We start from the raw sequence: 17,204 nt of genomic DNA on the forward strand, positions 1-17,204 counted from the left end.
GACTTGAAGACCAAAGTAGCTCAAATATTACCAAGTAAGAATCTTTCACCATCCTTTCGATTCCAGCTGAGAAAACCACCATATCACCACGCTATTCTGCCAACAAATCACTCAAGAACTGCTGGAGGTCAAAAACTAGAGAACTATCGTGATTGGTCAGCGAAAACTATTACTGGTACCATCATTAACTACAATTCGAATATTCGTAATGCCATCATCGCCCAGAAAATTCACTCTCCCCGGATTTAGAACATAGGTTTTATTTGATCTATTGTGATATCTACCTTAATACTTTGGGGTTGTATCAAGCGTGGAGTAACCGGCTCTTTATTTACTTTGCGGATTGGCGCATCCTGTCCAAGACCTGTATATTTGTGGCTCCGGTAATCTCGATAAGTGTAGCGATCTGTTTTGGGACTTAAGACACCAAGAATCAGGTGATACAGGGACCGAATAATTTTACCCTTGACAGATGATAGATAACGACTGCTCAATCTTGGTTCAGATTTCACCCTCTAAACCAAGCTCTAGATGCTAGAATAGATACTTAAGGATGATACCATCTAACATTTTTTAATATGTTTATTCCACTTAAAAAAATAACTCAACACCGCCACTCTAGACATGCCTGAAACTAGCGTTAATGCTCGACGAGACTGAAAGATTGATAACCATGAAATATGAAACGATCGATGATTTTAATTCAGCACAGGTCGGTGAAGAGCTGCTGATATGCGATACTTTACGACAGCTTATTGATAAAGGCTTGACAAAAGCTGAAAGTAAGATCTGGCACGGCCACCCTGTATGGTTTTTAGAGGGCAATCCAATTGTAGGATACAGTAAACTAAAAGACTGCATTCGCCTGATGTTCTGGAGCGGTATAGACTTTGACGAGCCTAAGCTCGAACCAGGGACAGGAAAATTTAAAGATGCTTCTATTCGTTATACAGAGGCAATACAGATAAATACAACTGATCTAAAACGCTGGCTAAAAAAATCAAAGGTAATTCAGTGGGATTACAAGAATATTGTCAAACGAAAAGGGAAGTTATTACGCATAATATGAGTAAGGGTACGCATGTTGCTAAACATAGTATAGCTTGAGATTAATACTCGATTTTATGGTTTTGTTGCCAACTTGAAATTCCAACACCTAAAAACACCGAAGTTCAACCCCAGCCTTTTGGCTTAAACTGAATGATAGCCTACTAAAGAACACCAAAAGTAATTAACAATTTTTTATTTACTCGTGCAGCTTTTAACAATGGAGATAACGCTCGGATAGTATTCATATAGAATCTCACCTTTACTTTTACGAAAGCTTTATAAAACAAGTTCTTAATGACGTAATGGGGATGATTACCCTGAGGCAAGTAAAAATTTATTGACGCTTTAAATTTTTCATTAATCTTGTCCTCTACCCCTTTATTTAAAGGCGAAACGGTAAAAATTTATTGCAATATTTTATCGACTGCAACAGATGAAGTATCATCTCTCACACAGCTTATTTTATCTAGTTGAGTACGGCTCAAAAGACTCTCGCTGTATTCGCTAGCCTGAAACTATTTCAATCACGATCATCGTTTATGATCAAGTCATCGTTTCGTCAGTGAAATCAAAGGCGTTCCATTATTTGAATCGTAGTAAAGCCTCACATTTGGTATAAGCCAGATTTATTCCGACTTTCTTGGTATCTATTTTTCTTGATAATGATTACACCTAATTTGATTCTCGCCCAAAATGGGCATCGCAGGAATATAATCTTTTCAGAGAACTCAATAAATCAGTCAATGTTTCAATTCTCTAAAGCTCTTTGAATTGCTGGGCCAATTTGGCGTTTTCGCGAGATCACCCCTTTAGCAACAACCATATCATCTACTACCTGGTCCCCAAAAGCGGAGACAATAAGATCTTTGTCTGAGGTGTCACTCCAAAGTAGATAAGATTTATTTTCACGAGTGTCGACAATTGCGAAGATCAGGTGATCGATACCTTTCTCTTTTTTTATCTCGCCCATGGCAGACTTCAGTTCATACCTTCTGTTGATTAACTGCTGAGCTGTCAGCGTTTCAGCAACACCAATGCCAACTTCTTTTCCTCCGAACTCAAAATCTTTAAAATCAAGTAAAATAATATCCTTGGCCGAAAACCCACCAAGATCTGATTTCTCTAGCAACATCCGCTCTGCAAATTTATCTATATCATCTATACCAGCTCTCTTCGCCAATTTTTTTACATAGACTTTGTCGTACTCGGTTGTGGTAGGTGACGTTAGGTTAACTGTATCCGATAGAATTGCAGCCAATCCCATACACGCCAGATGAACTGGTAATTCAATAGCAAACTTCTGAGCATGATCAGTTAAAATTGTCGCGCTCGATCCCCATGGCCTAGTCTCTATACTGATTACATTTGGAATATTAATTGGCGATCCACCAATCGCATGATGGTCGATTATCGCTACGATTAAGTCTGGATCAATGCCAGTTGGCAATTGAGTGCCTTGGTTAAAATCCACCAATCCAACAGTCTTTCCTGAGAAATTCTCAATTATTTCGGGCTCCTCAGCACCACATTGTTCAATGGCGAAGCGAGTCTCCGGATTGATTTTACTGGGAATTGCTGGCTTACCACCATAAATGAAGGCTGAGAGCAAGCTCCCGCTAACGGAATCAGTATCGGGTATTTTATGTCCGGTCCAAACCAAATTCTGGGTGCCTTTTAACTCCTTCCTCAGATAATCAGCAGCAACATCTGTAGTAGGCGTATCTTGCCCCAGGTCTGAGGAACTGATTTCCTGCGCACCTAATGAAGCGCCAACAACCCAACTGAGTGAAAAAAACAAGGCTCTCGAAAGCAGACCGGGGAAGTCTATTGGGCGGTGATCACTTAGTATTGACAGGCATGAGATTAGAAATCTCACCGGCATCCTCCACAGTCATTTGCTAACAGATTAATAGAAACCTTAAATTAACCGATGGCATGACTAACATCCGTCCATCACATTCATTCACTCATTATATCTTAAGCGGATCGATAAACTATCAAAGCCCTCTGAGTAAAGAGGTAAGCAGTTCGTACTATAGACAAGCTATAGTCACTTAGCGGACAAACCAACTACAGCTAAACTTTACTGGCTCTATTTGTCGTATGTGGATACAAATAAACGTATTCCCTCGAAAGTCTAGCTACTTCACCCACTTTCATTATTGACACCAAATAACCTAAGGACACTTCTCAACACTCACCAAATATAAAGCCTAAACCGCCAACCCCACTGACGAAATTTAATAAAACACCTGCTATTTATCCATACCAATATGAGAATAACCAAGAACTCAGCCCAGAATCATCCAAATATTTCTTGGTGTAACACCCTCTTATCAGTGCATTTACCCCTACGCCTAGCACCAGTGAATTGAAAAGCCTATGAATAGGTTGGCATCGAATTTTACACTTAATAACGTAGCCTATACCGTAATGAGCAATCATTACCATATCGTAATTTATATCGGCTAAAAGGCTGGCCTGACCATATATCGAAGTGATTCTTCGCCATCTGGAGCTATTTAAGGCCTCAAACTTGGCACAACGATAACCCAGGGCAGCGTACGCGATCACTGTGAATCGTTAAAGCTACAAAGCGTTGCCCTTCTATGGCTGGAAAATTTAATCAATGTCAGCTGTTTTATACATCTCTTAAATGAATCCCAGCTAATCCTGAAGACAGCGTTACAGGCCACTTATTTAAATCCTGGGCTTTATTGGATAAAAGCGTTATCGCGGCCAGTATGGGCTATGTAGACCTAAACACGATCTGGGCCAATATCACAAATACGCCTAAACACCCTGATTACACTTTGATTCAACTATGCATTCGTGCAGCAAGCTCAATAAACATAGGGTACATGGTCTGATTCACTATCGGAGTTTCCTCTTTGCTAATTTAACCCTGCTCCAATCTATCAACACTACGATTTCTGACTTATTACCAAAAAGTGAAGTTTTCTAAAGCCTAAATACAAGTTCTTAACATTTCACCTACCTTTATATCCAAATCAGATATGAGTAGCCACCAGAACCGATGCTTGTCGCAAAACTGAGACTTTTCTCCAATTTTTGGGTGCCCTGAATAATTCAATCTGCAAGGCTTGGTGTTATAATTTTGGCGTTGTAATAATAACAAGGTGTAAAAAATGGCAAAGTACATTTACCTACCGGTAAACAGTGATGAAATGCTAGAGTTTGCTGAGAATATGGCAAGTGCATGGGATATTCCGAAGAATCAAATTCTTGCCAACAAGGTAACATCTGGTATTGGTAAGTCTATGTACCGCTGGATAGATAAGTGTCTCAGTAGCCTCAAATCTGGTGACACTCTTTATATTGTTGCTCATGGTACCGGCGGTGGCGATGGCAAGCAAATTGGTGCACAACGCAATAGTGGTAAGAATAAACAAGCAAAAGTTTTCGATAGAGGGGTAGAGTCGTGGCAGGGCGGAGTATGGAAAACCTATACTCCCACGCAGCTAGCGGGCACGCTGGTTAAAGAGGGTTTGCCTGGCAATTTTGTCGATCTGCATCTCTGCGCTTGCGGGTCAGGTTATGATGGTGAGAAGTTAAGGCCCTGGGCCCAGCGTTTACGTGAGGCGATGGCCACTACCCATAAAAGCCTAGAGGTTACCGGGTATCTCGGCTGGTTTGATGCTACCGGTAGCTCTGTAAAGATTAAGGTTAATACTCAGTATTATGATCTGAATGAGCGTGCAGTCACCTTTTCTTAATAGTTATCGACTAAAAAGTGAAGTGGTCTTCTGCAAGGATGTTCAAAACTCTGCGTGAGCTAGTCAGCTATAGGCAGATTATTTCTCTCGGCGATCTGGAGAACAGATCGCCAGCTGTAACAGTTCCGGATTCCGGCTTTAAATCGGGCACGCCTAGTGTTAGGCGGTTTTAGTTGTACTATTTCAGGAAAAATCTGACACACCCTATTTTAATTGAGGGCTGCAAAGCGGACCATAACTACAAATTTCATGAATCAATTTCCCCTCAAAGAATCATACTTTGAAGAATATTGCTTATCGCAAGAATAATCCTCCAGCCATCATTTTCAATCAAGACTCGCAATTTAAAACACACTACTCACCCAAATTTTACTTTTGAAATTAAGTTCATCACTATTACGTGCCTCTAGAATGGCCTACAATATTTGATAAGATTCAGCTTCAATCAATTAATCAGCCGGCAAAGATATTAGTTCTACGTTATGCTTCCCCAGGACTGGCCCTATGGAGCCCATCCAAATCCATTGTGGTCAGACGGCTTACAGGGGCAAACGAACCAAACATTTCCTCTCAAGGCAAACCAAGAGCTATTTCTTCTACGTATCAATTCACTATACAGCAGTGCTCTAGATTTAAACCGACAAACAGAGACCTACCTCCTTGTGAGTTCAAGTAGTGCCGAGTTATACGCTCCTTTAGTTTACAGTGCCCCAGCATATCAATACCAAGTTACCCGCTTTGTGAAGCGCACCTTGGAATGGAAGTGATGCCAATGCTCCGGAATAGGTTGCCAATTTACTTAATGAAATCCACAACCTCCCCGAAATTGATACCCACTTGGATATATCCTTTAAAGCTGATCATTATTGGAGCTCGATTAATGAACAAGCAAATTTCTACCCCACACTAGTACAGCTTTACCAAACAATTTCTTCCCATATTGCTGCCGCGGAACAGCTAAGTAGTAGGCTCTTTCTTTGCCATAATGATTTTAAGCACTGGAAATCTCATCACTAAAAAGACCGGGCGGCTTTATGCCATTGATTGGGAATACGCGGCTATGGGCGATCGCTTCTATGATCTCGGCGTTATCATTGAGGAACATCAGCTCAACAGAATTCAGCAACAATCCTTACTCGAGCCGTATCTTAGGTGTAATCCGGCCGGAGAACATTGGCGCAGAGTGTACAAATATCTAAACTTACTCTGGTATGCCGTATAATGGGCTCTGAGATCCCAAAAACAAATTTTTTGCTTAAAAAATAGACAGCATCAGCGAAAACCTGCTCCGATCGGAACTCGCCTAACATTTATAGCCTCCCTCACCTTAAGGAGTTTAGGCACTTGATGAAGTAAATGTTGTAAAATCAACACTTCCTTTACTAATAATTAACCTCTAAAAACCAGGAAAATAACTTATGCGAAATATTGTTTTTACATTGATGTTGTTTGTTTTGACAATCGGTAACGCACAGGCGCAAGAGAAGCCTGAAGCATTCAAAACTATCGAGAACCTTCTAAATTACCTATCCGATGTAGACCATGAGCGTATGAGAGGCACCGTAACTGAATCTTTTCTCTTGCTCGAACATGGTGAAGTATGGACGATTGAAGATCTAATTAAGGTAGCAAAGCCATCAGATACTGTTAGAACCAATTACTTTAGCATTATTGACTTTGATGAGAGGCCAGACCTAGTCACAATCAACTATTGGAATAAGGCCAATTTTGCTAAAAAGAATGAGAGCCAGGATGTTTATTGGCTCGAAAGCGCTATTCTACAGAAAGTGAAAGGAAAGTGGCTCATCTCACAATTGCACTCTACAAGACTGCCATCTGGAAAAGTGCCAGAAAATGTGGTGTTTAAGCCATAAGGCTACCTTAACCACCAATAAGTAAGAGCCAAAAGGGATTTTGCTCTTATACTTCAGCGCTAATGACGCATTAATATATCCTAATTGACTCAATCAATAGCCCCCTTCTCTCAAGTCAAATTCCTACTGTAAGTCATTTCCTAAGTATCAAACTCCATTGTTTACCACTATTAAGTAACTCAACTATAAAACTGAAAGTATAACTCTCTGGAAAAATACACTCTGACTGAAGAACCCAGATAATTGAAGGCTGCAATAAGCAGGGACTGGAAATCTCTTTCTCCTCTGCGTTTACCAATCACTATGCCAGTGATGCAGCTGGCGATAGTCTTGGCGTGGAAGCTAACTCTTTCTGCCGAGATCATAAATCTGCCAAGGTCAACGCGATACGGATTAAACACTACATTGAAAATTGTGGCCTGGCTATTATTCGCTTTGGTGAAAATATAATAAATGGAATGCAGTGTTCGATGCTGGATGCTGCGTAGCGCTTGGTAAATCCTATATCACTCTGCATGATCAATCACTGGAACATGCGTTAAAAGAGGATGATCGTGCCGTTCAAGCTTGGGCACAAACACCTGACCAGGTTGACTCACTACACGGGTATCAACTTCAGCTTTATGCCATTAGAGAATCCAATATACCCAGATCTCTCGTAGTGTCTGCGGGGGACTTGATACTCGCGGGAACAAATTCAGGGTATTTGGCACCGAACCTTGTTCAAATAGCTTGCGGTACCAATAGAGGAACTGGTTGTAATTTTGATTGTGATTACGAGCATTGGCGCGCTTAGATTGAGAGCTTTTCTCCGAAGTTGATTGAGGGGGCATCGTGCCAGTCTGCCAGGGCAAATTAAATACTGTGGCTCATGTACCGCTTATATAGTGACTACTCCTTGCAAATCAAGCTCACCAAATTTTATGAGGGAATATAGGCTTCCTACAATGCGCTCAGGATCACCTATCACTAGCTTAATCTTTCATTGTGGAAATTTAAAATCCCAAACAAGCGTATGCAGTAGCACGCTGGATCGCTTTGACTTTTTTCTACTGGGTTCATCGGCTATTTTTCTCTGGTAATCTGGGACCCAATTTGGCTACTAGTTCACTCCGCTAAATAACAATGGACGATTTCCTATATAACCCCTCTAGTCTTTTCAATACGGGTACACCAGAGAGGCAAGATTATCCCTCCCGGCTGCCGCTTTAAGCGCTTTCAGGCCTTCGCTTTCAGCTGCTTTTTGATCCGCACATAAATTTCTTCACGGTAGATGGGCAGTGATCTGGGTGCGCTTATGCCTATCTTCACTTGATTACCTTTAATCTCCAACACTGTGACTGAGACGTTTGCTCCAATCCTTAGAGGTTCACCTGTCCGTCGCTTTAAGATCAACATACTTATTTCCTTCGATGGTCAAAGTTTGGGCGCTTCCGGGGTGGGGAAGCTTGGGCTTGACGTTTGGAGGAAATGTGGGGTGGTGCGCGGGGGCGGTAGGCATAGAAGAGGAAAAGGCGGGCGCTAGGCATCCAGAGCTTGGGATCTGGCCCCAAGCCGCTGAATGTACTCCACTTTATTGAAGACGAGCGGGTTTCTAGCGTATTATCCATATAGCCATCTTGATACTTATGCTATCAATTTGGTCAGCTGGCCCCAGGTGTTGGTAGCACCTTGGGTCAGCGCCTTTTACTTACTCTTACGTCACGCTACCGTTCTCCTTTGAGGGGATGGGTCTTTTAAAAGCTCTTGGCTCTTTTGAAGCTTTCAAAAATTTTCAAGCCTCTAAGGCCTTTTTAATCGGCTCGCTCAATTACGACCAAAATACCAAAAATATCTATCGATTCTACGCAGCTTTTAGATTGAAACAAACTGAATAAATTCCAATAAGATTATTTTCGCGCCTATATTTTTAGTTATTTTCGACTGAGGAAATATCAATTAACCATTGGAAAACTCAATTCACATTGAAATTAACCCCATGCTTTTCTTAAAAAATTAAAGAGCAATATTCTCAATCACATGGCTAACTAAAGGCTAAACCGGGGAATGTGAAAGTCCACTAATGATTTAATTGACTCATTAGTTTTATACTCGTATCCGCACTCCTTTGTTAAATATTGGAAGAGCGGGATTCCGCTGTAGGGATAAATATTGAGTTCAGCGTGGAGTTACCATCTTGCAAGTCACCTCTCCACACTAGTGCTATTGCTTGGTTATTTTGGATTAAAACCAACCGTACAAGTAGCCGCTGGTGAGGTCATTTGAAATTCCAGGCTTTACTGAAATAAAACGCCCTTACCGCCTTAGTGGCACTTGTGGGCCTTACTCCTATCCGTGCCAATATCACCAAGACGCCTGAAGACACTAAGTACATTTTGATTCAACTGAATTTTTGGAAACGGCTTTCGATGCTTGATGGGATCAGTGGTGGCTATGCAACAAGCTTACAGCCAGTTCAATAAACGTTGGGTACACGGCATAGGCAACTGCCGGCACTACCTCTCAGCTACCCCCTGCTAATCTAGCCCCACTCCAAACACTCAACGCCGTGATTGCCAATTTCCTATCCAAAACAAACTTTTCCAAAGTCTGAACACAAACTCCCAGCATTTCACATCCTTTACGGATGAAGAGCCTCCAGAACTGATACTTGTTACGTAACTGACACCTCTCTCCAATCCTAGGGTGCCCCGAATTATTGCAGATCTGCGACCCAACGGTAACTTCGTAGGCTTGCCCATAGTTAGTCTGCCGAAGCCGTTTTAGGCTCAATAGATAGTGAGCTATTGAAAGGACTCATCGAGGCTGCAGACCAAGAGATCAGAGAAATCTTCACTGAACCCCTAGCCAGCCTCCCGTTACGAGCACTACACGTCGTTACGAGGGGCATTAGCAAATATGGATAAATAGCTCAAAATTTGAGCAAACTTCTGCTCCAGGCGGATCACAAGTCATTACTTCCTCTCACGAATGGACATTTAGGCCAGCTGCTGGTTGTGTGAATAGCGGCGCAAAAACTAAAGCACCAGGATGAGCAAGCGCCTTCCCTTGGATTTCTGTCACTAACTATGTGGGTACCTTAAGAGACTGATTATATATGCGCCAAATAATGTTATCATTTAGAGATTGCTACTGATCAAACTTTGAAGCATACATCTTTCCTGTTCAGTAACCACTTGCCCCATTAATTGATACCTTGGTCGACGCCTAGTATCAGCAAATCAATTTGGCTCTAGAGCCATGATAACGAAGGAAAGCTATGGAACAGCTGTTTGGAGGAGTGGCCTCTCTCCTGCTATCGAATGAGGGTAAATTAGTTGACGGTACCCATTATCCACTTGCTTTATTTGCCCTTTCATCGGCAACAATGGGGTTTCTGGTTGTGCTACTTGACTGGCTTATGCACCTCTCGGGCCGAGACAGTGTACTAAAGCTAATTTATCGTGGACCCAACATTGTATGGCTTATTCTACTATGGGGGCTGGGCGCAGGCCTAGGAGGTTTCGTCGGTGCAGCCTTTGGCATCCTGCAGCTTAATCGTGCTGCCTGCATTACCATCGGAATAAGTTGGCCCCTGATCCTACCTAGAATAATTAGTTCGCTAGACCAACATGAAGAAAGAGAAGAAATTGAAAGTTTCCCTGGAGATACCGAATGAAGCTATCTCAACTGCTGCTTGGTGCACGCAAGTTCGCAAGCCAAACTCGAATTTTAAAAGTACTAAAGTCGAGCGAATACTTCGACCATTCATCTGAAAACATCAAGGAAGTAACATTACTGCTGATTTTCAAGACATCCACACAGCGCTCTTGGTTAGCATTTAGTAATCATAAGATTTACTTCATTCTTGATGATTTAAGTAGAGAACTGCCTGAGGTTCGCTGGAGAAGAATTCGTCAAAATATTATTTCAAACAACAGAATTACACTCGATCTAAAACTAGAAGAATTTACTGAAAATACAGGCCGAGTGAATATTGGAAGAATGAATAAAGGTTTTCTATATTCTAAGTCACTTTTTTTAAACGAAGGAATAAAGAAAATGATTTTCAAATTGATTCAAGAAAAGATGCTTAACGTAGCTTGCAAAAATTGAAAAATTAACAGCACATTGCTAGTTCTGTCATGATACGCACTCAAAAATTCTTAGTTTGAAAGAAGTTCTCATTTGTAGTCCTGAGCAAGCCTATGCCTTTTGTTCAGCTGCAGTGTAGATAACACGAAAACCTAGCGGAGAATCTCAAAATGGCTGGTTATTGCTTCTTTGCACCCGAAGCTCAAGAGTTAGTCAACGGCAGTGGATTGATGGAAAAAATCGCAACTCATGCCGAAACAACAAGAAAGCAAACTTATGTACTTCATAGACCTCTATCAAAAGAGGATGCTACCTACGATTATGACAACGCCATAGTTATATTCTCATCCGGAATGAAACCATGTTTTGTAAATATGGGAAATGACCAGGATGCCTTCGAAGATTATATTGATGACTTCATTGAAGATATATCTTACTTGTCCGAAAAATTTAAATACCGTGAAAAAATTGGGCGAAAAAAGCATTGGCTGTCAATATTCTCTAACAACCCTAATAAGGATATTGACTTTTCAGAATTGACCGTAGAAAAAACTTCTGATACAAGATTGGTAGACTTAATCACCTCTCTGGTTGTAGGTAGTATTAATGACATTTCAAAAATTGACTTAGAAGCCAAGGATCTACTCAGCTCTGTAAAATCAAAAATCATTCTATTCGACACTGATCAAACTAGCTTTGTTTTTCGCACAGGGTCAAACAAAAAATTTGTAATCCAGGGGCTAGCAGGATCGGGAAAAACCGAGCTCCTCCTACACAAAATAAAAGAAATTTATTCGAGAGACGACCAAGCAAGAATTGCATTTACTTGCTTCAACAAAGTACTTGCAGCGTCAATGAGAAGCAGGATTCCAGATTTTTTTGATTTCATGCGCGTCGATCGTCAGATTGAATGGACAGACAAGCTATTTTGCTTTCACTCTTGGGGAAGCGCGAAAGATCCTTTATCTGGAATGTATAGGTATATATGCTACCAATATGAGATCGCATTCGGCAATTTACAATCAGGAACATTTGAAAGTCTCTGCAAACGGGCAATCGACGATATCAGGAAAATTCCTGGAGAAAAAACTTACATATTTGATTACGTGTTTATTGATGAAAGCCAAGATTTTCCTGATAGTTTCATCGATCTATGTGAACTAGTAACAGAGAAAAAAGTTTTTGTAGCCGGGGATGTTTTTCAAAACATTTTCCAGCCCATTGATGACCGAGTTAATCGCGCAGATATGGTCTTGAAAAAATGCTACCGAACAGACCCCAAGAACCTTATGTTTTCTCATGCATTGGGAATGGGGCTTTTTGAGACTCCAGTATTGAGATGGCTAAAACCCGGTGAGTGGGATTCATGCGGTTATCGCTACTCCAAGCACGGAAATCGCGCTCATGTTTCTCGAGACCCCTTGAGACGCTTTGAGGACATACCCAATGACTTCAAAAGCACAACAATCCAGACTCTAAATGCAGGCAAAGCAATTTCGGAAAGCCTGCTAGAGGTGGTTAATGGGATCAAGCTTCGGCACCCATCTGTAAGGCAAGGTGATATTGCTGTCATATTCTTGGACAGAAGTAACTATATATACAATGTAATACCAGAACTAAAATTAGCGGTAAAAAACAAATTTAATTGGGACGCCAACGTTTCCTTCGAAACAAAAATGAGCGACCCTGATAAATTTTTTATCTCAAACATCAACAATGCAAAAGGATTGGAATTTCCTTTTGTTATCTGCTTCGCTCAAAATCTAAACCAGCGCCCAGCCTTTCGAAACGCTCTATATACGATGATGGCTCGCTCATTCTTAGAAAGCCATTTGATTTTAGGAGCCAACTCTGACAATAACGTAGTAGAACAGGTACGCACCGGTTTAGACTTCATGTCAGAAAAAAATTACATGGACCTTAGAATACCGTCTGCCGGAGAAATTGAAGCACAGAAAGATCTCTTCGTCTTGGATGAAGCAGAATCACTTGAAGACTCTATCCGCCAATTCGGTGTAGAAAAAGGAGCCTCTCCTCGGCTAATTGGCAAACTTATCAGTCGAGTAACTAACATGATTGGAGACAGTGATTACTCCAAAGAATATCTCGATGGGATTCTAAATCTAGAGTATGAAAGGCATCGAGACCTATGAGTGCCTTTTACTTCAAGAACGTCCCAGATTATAGAATGCGAGGGTTTATTGCTGTCCGGGATGCGTTCGATAACTTACGTAACATCTTACAGATTGCGGAAATTGTAAATACTTGCCCAACGTGCTTGAGCAGCCATCACGAGGCTGATTTCGACTTTGTCATATTTTCCGGCAGCTTCAGTCGCGCTTTAATCAGTAAAAGTGATGGCTATTTCTCGATGTCAATTCCTTTTCAGATAATTGATCATGGAGAGCACATTTCATTCAATTTTGATAAGGCCGGGACCGAAGTCGATGGCCAATTCATTTCAATAATGCGCAATGCTATTTTAACGTCGCGAGACGAGTGCTTTTCTTACGACGACATTGTGCACTCAATTCATGAATCCTTTGGCCTGGAAATACCTGACGCTACCCACTATTATGACGCATATATAGCACTTCTAATGGAAGACCACGGCTACCTTCGCTTTGATGACGACCCCGACCGTGAAGATGGCAATATCCACCCCCGATATCATTTTGATTTTTTCTATAAAAATTCTTCATCTGTGAAAATAGGGATAAAAAGTGCTGCTGACATTGATTGCTTCCACTCACTGTTTGATTCCAGTCGTCCCAAAAGATATCTGACTGAATAACTTTTTATTCGCCTCACAGCTTGATCCAGCACCCCAACAACAGCACACGCACCAATACCCTAACGTTTAGCTTGCCTTCACATGCAACCATCCACTCGGAAACCCCAATCTTGCACAACTGAACTTAAATCCCACCCACAAAAAAACCCGCTAAAAAGCGGGTTTCTTGGCCGTTGCCAGGCAACGATATATATGGTCGGAGCGGCCGGATTTGAACCGACGACCACCACACCCCCAGTGTGGTGCGCTACCAGGCTGCGCTACGCTCCGATTTTGAAAAATCGCTCACTTCGCTAAGTGATTGATTTTTAAAGACATCGTGTCTCGATGTGGCGTGAATCATACCTGAGTGCGGCTGGATTGCAAGCCCAGGTTTACAGTTTTTTAGAAATTCTTTCTCCCATCCAGCAGGGCCACTACATCTTTGAGTTCCGCTATCACTTCCGGCAGTACCTGTTGAAGTTGCACCACTTCTGCCCTTTCACTACCGGTCTCTATCTGCTGGCGGGCTCCTCCAATGGTATAGCCCTCTTCATAGAGTAGCGCACGAATCTGGCGCACCATAATAACGTCCTGGTGCTGGTAGTAACGGCGGTTGCCGCGGCGTTTAACGGGCTTCAGCTGTGGGAATTCCTGCTCCCAGTAGCGCAGTACATGGGGCTTCACGGCACAAAGCTCGCTCACTTCACCAATGGTGAAATAGCGCTTACCGGGGATTGCAGGTAGCTGAGCATTATTGCTCGGTTCCAGCATGTTCCTCTACTCGTGTCTTGAGTTTTTGCCCTGGTTTGAAGGTGACTACCCTGCGGGCTGAGATGGGGATTTCTTCGCCGGTCTTGGGGTTGCGACCGGGGCGCTGGCTTTTGTCACGCAAGTCGAAATTGCCAAAGCCCGAGAGCTTGACCTGCTCGTTGCTTTCCAGCGCATTGCGGATTTCCTCGAAGAAATACTCGACGATCTCTTTTGCTTCGCGCTTATTAAAGCCCAGCTCCTCGTACAACTTCTCGGCGAGCCCGGCCTTGGTCAGTGCCTCTGTCATTGGATCCTACCAATTGATTCAGAGGCGTCGACTCCAGATCGGAAGCGGCCCAAACCGCGGCGGCTTTCAACCCGGAAGCAGACGCTCTCGGGGTGCAATTCAGTCTGCACACCGAGAGCATCATGCCCTGTTAGCGCAGACTAGCGTTATATTTTTCTTCTAATTTACCGACCACCGCATCTACAGCGGCATTGATTTCTTCGTCATTAAGGGTGCGCGACGAATGCTGAAACGTCAACCCCAAAGCGACACTTTTTCTATTTAAATCAATACCTTTGCCCTGGTAGACGTCAAATATCTTGAGGTCCGTCAAGGTTTCACCGGCGGCCTCGGTGGCGGCCTCTACCAGATTGGCGGCGGGAACATCCGCGTCGATCAACAGGGCCAGGTCGCGGCGCACTTCCGGGAACTTGGACAGCGGGCGGAACGCAGGGGCTTTACCCTGGCCGATGGCTTCCAGGCTGAGTTCGAATACGAAGGCCGGCTTGGCCAGATCCAGCTTCTTCTGCAGCTGCGGGTGCAGGGCACCGATAACCCCTACTTCGCGGTCGCCGCGCATAATCTTGGCGGTTTGGCCCGGGTGCAGTGCGGAGTGTTGGCCGGCAACAAAGCGGAATTCATCGGCGACACCGGTGCGAGCCAGCAGGGCTTCCACGTCGGCTTTCACGTCGTAGAAATCCACGCTGTCTTTGCTGCCCGTCCAGTTTTCCGCAAAGCGGTTACCGTAGGCGAGACCAGCGATCATCTGCTCCTGGTGCAGCTCCGCGCCAGGTACAAAGCGCAGGCCGGTTTCAAACAGGCGCACGCGGTTTTGTTGGCGATTGAGGTTGTACTGCAAGGCTTTGCACAGGCCCGGCAATAAGGTAGTACGCATCACCGCCAGCTCTGCGCTGATCGGGTTTTGCAGAGCCACCGGGTCGGCTTCCGGGTCAAACAGCGCGGCGCTGTCGCTATCGATAAAGCTGAAAGTGATCGCTTCGTAGTAGCCGCGGCTCAGTAGGGTCTGCTCCAGATTGTCCTGGGCAATGGTGCTCTCCGGGCGCGGGGCAATTTCCAGCTCGGCGGTAAAGCTTTCGCTAGGGATACGGTTGTAGCCGTAAACACGGGCCAGCTCTTCCAGCAGATCGGCTTCGATGGCGATATCGAAACGGAAGCTGGGGGCGAGGAAGGTCCAACCTTCGTCGTTCTGGTCGATTTTTTCCAGGCCCAGGCGAGTAAGAATATCGACGATTTCGTCATCGGCCAGTTTGATACCCAGGCCCAACTCCACCTTGGCACGGCGAAGGGTAATATGGCGCTCGGCGGGCATGGTTTCGGTCAGCTCGCGCACGTGTACCGGGCCTGGCTCACCACCAACGATATCCAGTAGCAGTTGGGTAGCACGCTCAACCGCTTTCTCTTGCAGGTGATAATCCACGCCGCGCTCAAAGCGGTGAGAGGAGTCGGTGTGCAGGCCGTAGGAACGGGCTTTACCGGCAATCGCCAGCGGGCTGAAGAAGGCGCTCTCCAGGAAGATATGTTGGGTACCTTCGGTAACGGAAGAATCCAAGCCACCCATAATACCGGCCATGGCCAGAGGCTTCTCTTCGTCGGCGATCACCAGGGTGCCTTCCTGTAGCTTCACTTCCTGGCCGTCCAGCAGGGTCAGCTCTTCGCCGGCTTCTGCCATACGCACCTTGATACCGCCGGAGAGTTTCTCCAAGTCGAAGGCATGCATGGGCTGGCCCAGTTCCAATAGGACGTAGTTGGTCACGTCTACCACCGGATCGATACTGCGCAGGCCGCTGCGGCGCAGACGCTCTTGCATCCACAGAGGTGTCACCGCTTTGATATCGATATTGCGAATGACACGACCTACGTAGCGCGGGCAGGCGGCTTCGGCTAGCAAGGATACGGGCAGGCTCTCGTCGATTTGCTGGGGTACCGAGACAACTTCCGGGCCCTGAACGGCGCAACGATTCAGTACGCCCACTTCGCGAGCGATACCGGCAACACCGAGGCAGTCGGAACGGTTCGGGGTGAGATCCACTTCGATGGTTTCGTCATCGAGCTGCAAGTATTCGCGCAGATCGGTACCGGTGGGTGCGTCTTCCGGCAGTTCCCAGATACCGTCGTTGTCTTCGCCCAGTTCCAGTTCGGTCTGTGCGCAGAGCATACCGAAGCTCTCTACACCACGGAGCTTGGCTTTTTTGATTTTGAAATCGCCCGGCAATTTGGCGCCTACCAGGGCAAAAGGAATTTTGATTCCAATGCGCGCATTGGGAGCACCGCATACCACTTGCATTTCACCGTCGGGGTGGCCGGCCACTTTACACACCCGTAGTTTGTCCGCATCCGGGTGCTGTTCACAGGCGACAATCTCACCCACAACCACTCCGGAAAAATCACCCGCTACTTTTTCTATGCCATCCACTTCCAGACCGGCCATGGTGATTTGATCGGCCAGTTCCTGCGTGGTGAGTTTCGGGTTTACCCATTCCCGCAACCAGGAGTTGCTGATTTTCATAGTTGATCTCTTTCTGTATTCCGTCAGCGCAACTCTGTGCGCGTTTCGCCCGGGATATTTATTTCGCCACCCGGGCCTCCACAATTCGATTGCTACTGCGAACCGCCTCGGCCATTCGCGCTCTCACTGG

Annotated in this window: 14 protein-coding genes, 1 tRNA gene and 1 pseudogene; 9 read left to right on the forward strand and 7 right to left on the reverse strand. The window is 44.5% G+C overall.

Going from position 1 to position 17,204, the window contains the following annotated elements; all coding sequences use genetic code 11:
• Positions 1-673: 673 nt before the first annotated feature.
• Positions 674-1,069 carry a DUF1801 domain-containing protein gene (locus MJO52_RS14020; protein WP_252082346.1) on the forward strand — a complete coding sequence of 132 codons (396 nt, stop codon included), beginning with the start codon at positions 674-676 and terminating at the stop codon, positions 1,067-1,069.
• 729 nt (positions 1,070-1,798) lie between these two features.
• Here MJO52_RS14020 and MJO52_RS14025 read toward each other — a convergent pair.
• Positions 1,799-2,926, reverse strand: coding sequence for a manganese-dependent inorganic pyrophosphatase (locus MJO52_RS14025; RefSeq protein WP_252082347.1), 1,128 nt, complete (start codon positions 2,924-2,926; stop codon positions 1,799-1,801).
• A 1,273-nt stretch (positions 2,927-4,199) separates the two neighbouring features.
• Between MJO52_RS14025 and MJO52_RS14030 the strand changes: the two genes are divergently transcribed.
• The 4 genes and pseudogenes from MJO52_RS14030 to MJO52_RS21580 form a co-directional block, all read left to right on the forward strand.
• Positions 4,200-4,787, forward strand: coding sequence for a hypothetical protein (locus MJO52_RS14030; RefSeq protein ID WP_252082349.1), 588 nt, complete (start codon positions 4,200-4,202; stop codon positions 4,785-4,787).
• Positions 4,788-5,772: 985 nt separating this feature from the next.
• Positions 5,773-6,009 (forward strand): phosphotransferase family protein, encoded by a 237-nt coding sequence (locus MJO52_RS21515; protein WP_353505436.1) that lies wholly within the window; start codon positions 5,773-5,775, stop codon positions 6,007-6,009.
• 196 nt (positions 6,010-6,205) lie between these two features.
• Positions 6,206-6,661, forward strand: a complete 456-nt coding sequence (locus tag MJO52_RS14040) for a nuclear transport factor 2 family protein (RefSeq protein ID WP_252082352.1) — start codon at positions 6,206-6,208, stop codon at positions 6,659-6,661.
• 242 nt (positions 6,662-6,903) lie between these two features.
• A pseudogene (locus MJO52_RS21580) lies at positions 6,904-7,244 on the forward strand (YtoQ family protein); the annotation flags it as partial.
• A gap of 46 nt (positions 7,245-7,290) precedes the next feature.
• On the opposite strand, the gene tnpA reads toward MJO52_RS21580, so the two are convergent.
• On the reverse strand, positions 7,291-7,494 hold the full coding sequence (gene tnpA / locus MJO52_RS21585; RefSeq protein WP_435583616.1) for an IS66 family insertion sequence element accessory protein TnpA: 204 nt from the start codon (positions 7,492-7,494) through the stop codon (positions 7,291-7,293).
• A 385-nt stretch (positions 7,495-7,879) separates the two neighbouring features.
• Entirely contained in the window at positions 7,880-8,059 is a 180-nt protein-coding gene (gene csrA / locus MJO52_RS14050; protein WP_252082353.1) for a carbon storage regulator CsrA, read from the reverse strand.
• A gap of 1,861 nt (positions 8,060-9,920) precedes the next feature.
• Here csrA and MJO52_RS14055 point away from each other — a divergent pair.
• The 4 genes from MJO52_RS14055 (at position 9,921) to MJO52_RS14070 (ending at position 13,529) form a co-directional block, all read left to right on the forward strand.
• Positions 9,921-10,319, forward strand: coding sequence for a hypothetical protein (locus tag MJO52_RS14055; protein ID WP_252082354.1), 399 nt, complete (start codon positions 9,921-9,923; stop codon positions 10,317-10,319).
• Positions 10,316-10,756 (forward strand): hypothetical protein, encoded by a 441-nt coding sequence (locus tag MJO52_RS14060; RefSeq protein WP_252082355.1) that lies wholly within the window; start codon positions 10,316-10,318, stop codon positions 10,754-10,756. Before MJO52_RS14055 ends, MJO52_RS14060 begins: the two co-directional genes overlap by 4 nt.
• Before the next feature lie 149 nt (positions 10,757-10,905).
• Positions 10,906-12,888: a DEAD/DEAH box helicase gene (locus MJO52_RS14065; RefSeq protein WP_252082357.1), complete on the forward strand. Its 1,983-nt coding sequence runs from the start codon at positions 10,906-10,908 to the stop codon at positions 12,886-12,888.
• Complete coding sequence (locus MJO52_RS14070) at positions 12,885-13,529, forward strand: hypothetical protein (RefSeq protein WP_252082358.1); 645 nt, start codon at positions 12,885-12,887, stop codon at positions 13,527-13,529. Before MJO52_RS14065 ends, MJO52_RS14070 begins: the two co-directional genes overlap by 4 nt.
• A 193-nt stretch (positions 13,530-13,722) precedes the next feature.
• Here MJO52_RS14070 and MJO52_RS14075 read toward each other — a convergent pair.
• The 4 genes from MJO52_RS14075 to pheT form a co-directional block, all read right to left on the reverse strand.
• Positions 13,723-13,799: transfer RNA gene (locus MJO52_RS14075), tRNA-Pro, on the reverse strand.
• Between the two features lie 114 nt (positions 13,800-13,913).
• A complete protein-coding gene (locus tag MJO52_RS14080; protein WP_152452791.1) occupies positions 13,914-14,282 on the reverse strand; it encodes a MerR family transcriptional regulator in 369 nt (122 codons plus the stop codon).
• Positions 14,263-14,568, reverse strand: coding sequence for an integration host factor subunit alpha (ihfA, locus tag MJO52_RS14085; RefSeq protein WP_108733837.1), 306 nt, complete (start codon positions 14,566-14,568; stop codon positions 14,263-14,265). The genes MJO52_RS14080 and ihfA overlap by 20 nt, the downstream gene beginning before the upstream one ends.
• A gap of 130 nt (positions 14,569-14,698) precedes the next feature.
• A complete protein-coding gene (gene pheT, locus MJO52_RS14090) occupies positions 14,699-17,074 on the reverse strand; it encodes a phenylalanine--tRNA ligase subunit beta (RefSeq protein ID WP_252082359.1) in 2,376 nt (791 codons plus the stop codon).
• Positions 17,075-17,204: the final 130 nt, after the last annotated feature.

It is taken from the genome of Microbulbifer variabilis, assembly GCF_023716485.1.
Lineage (GTDB): Bacteria > Pseudomonadota > Gammaproteobacteria > Pseudomonadales > Cellvibrionaceae > Microbulbifer > Microbulbifer variabilis_B.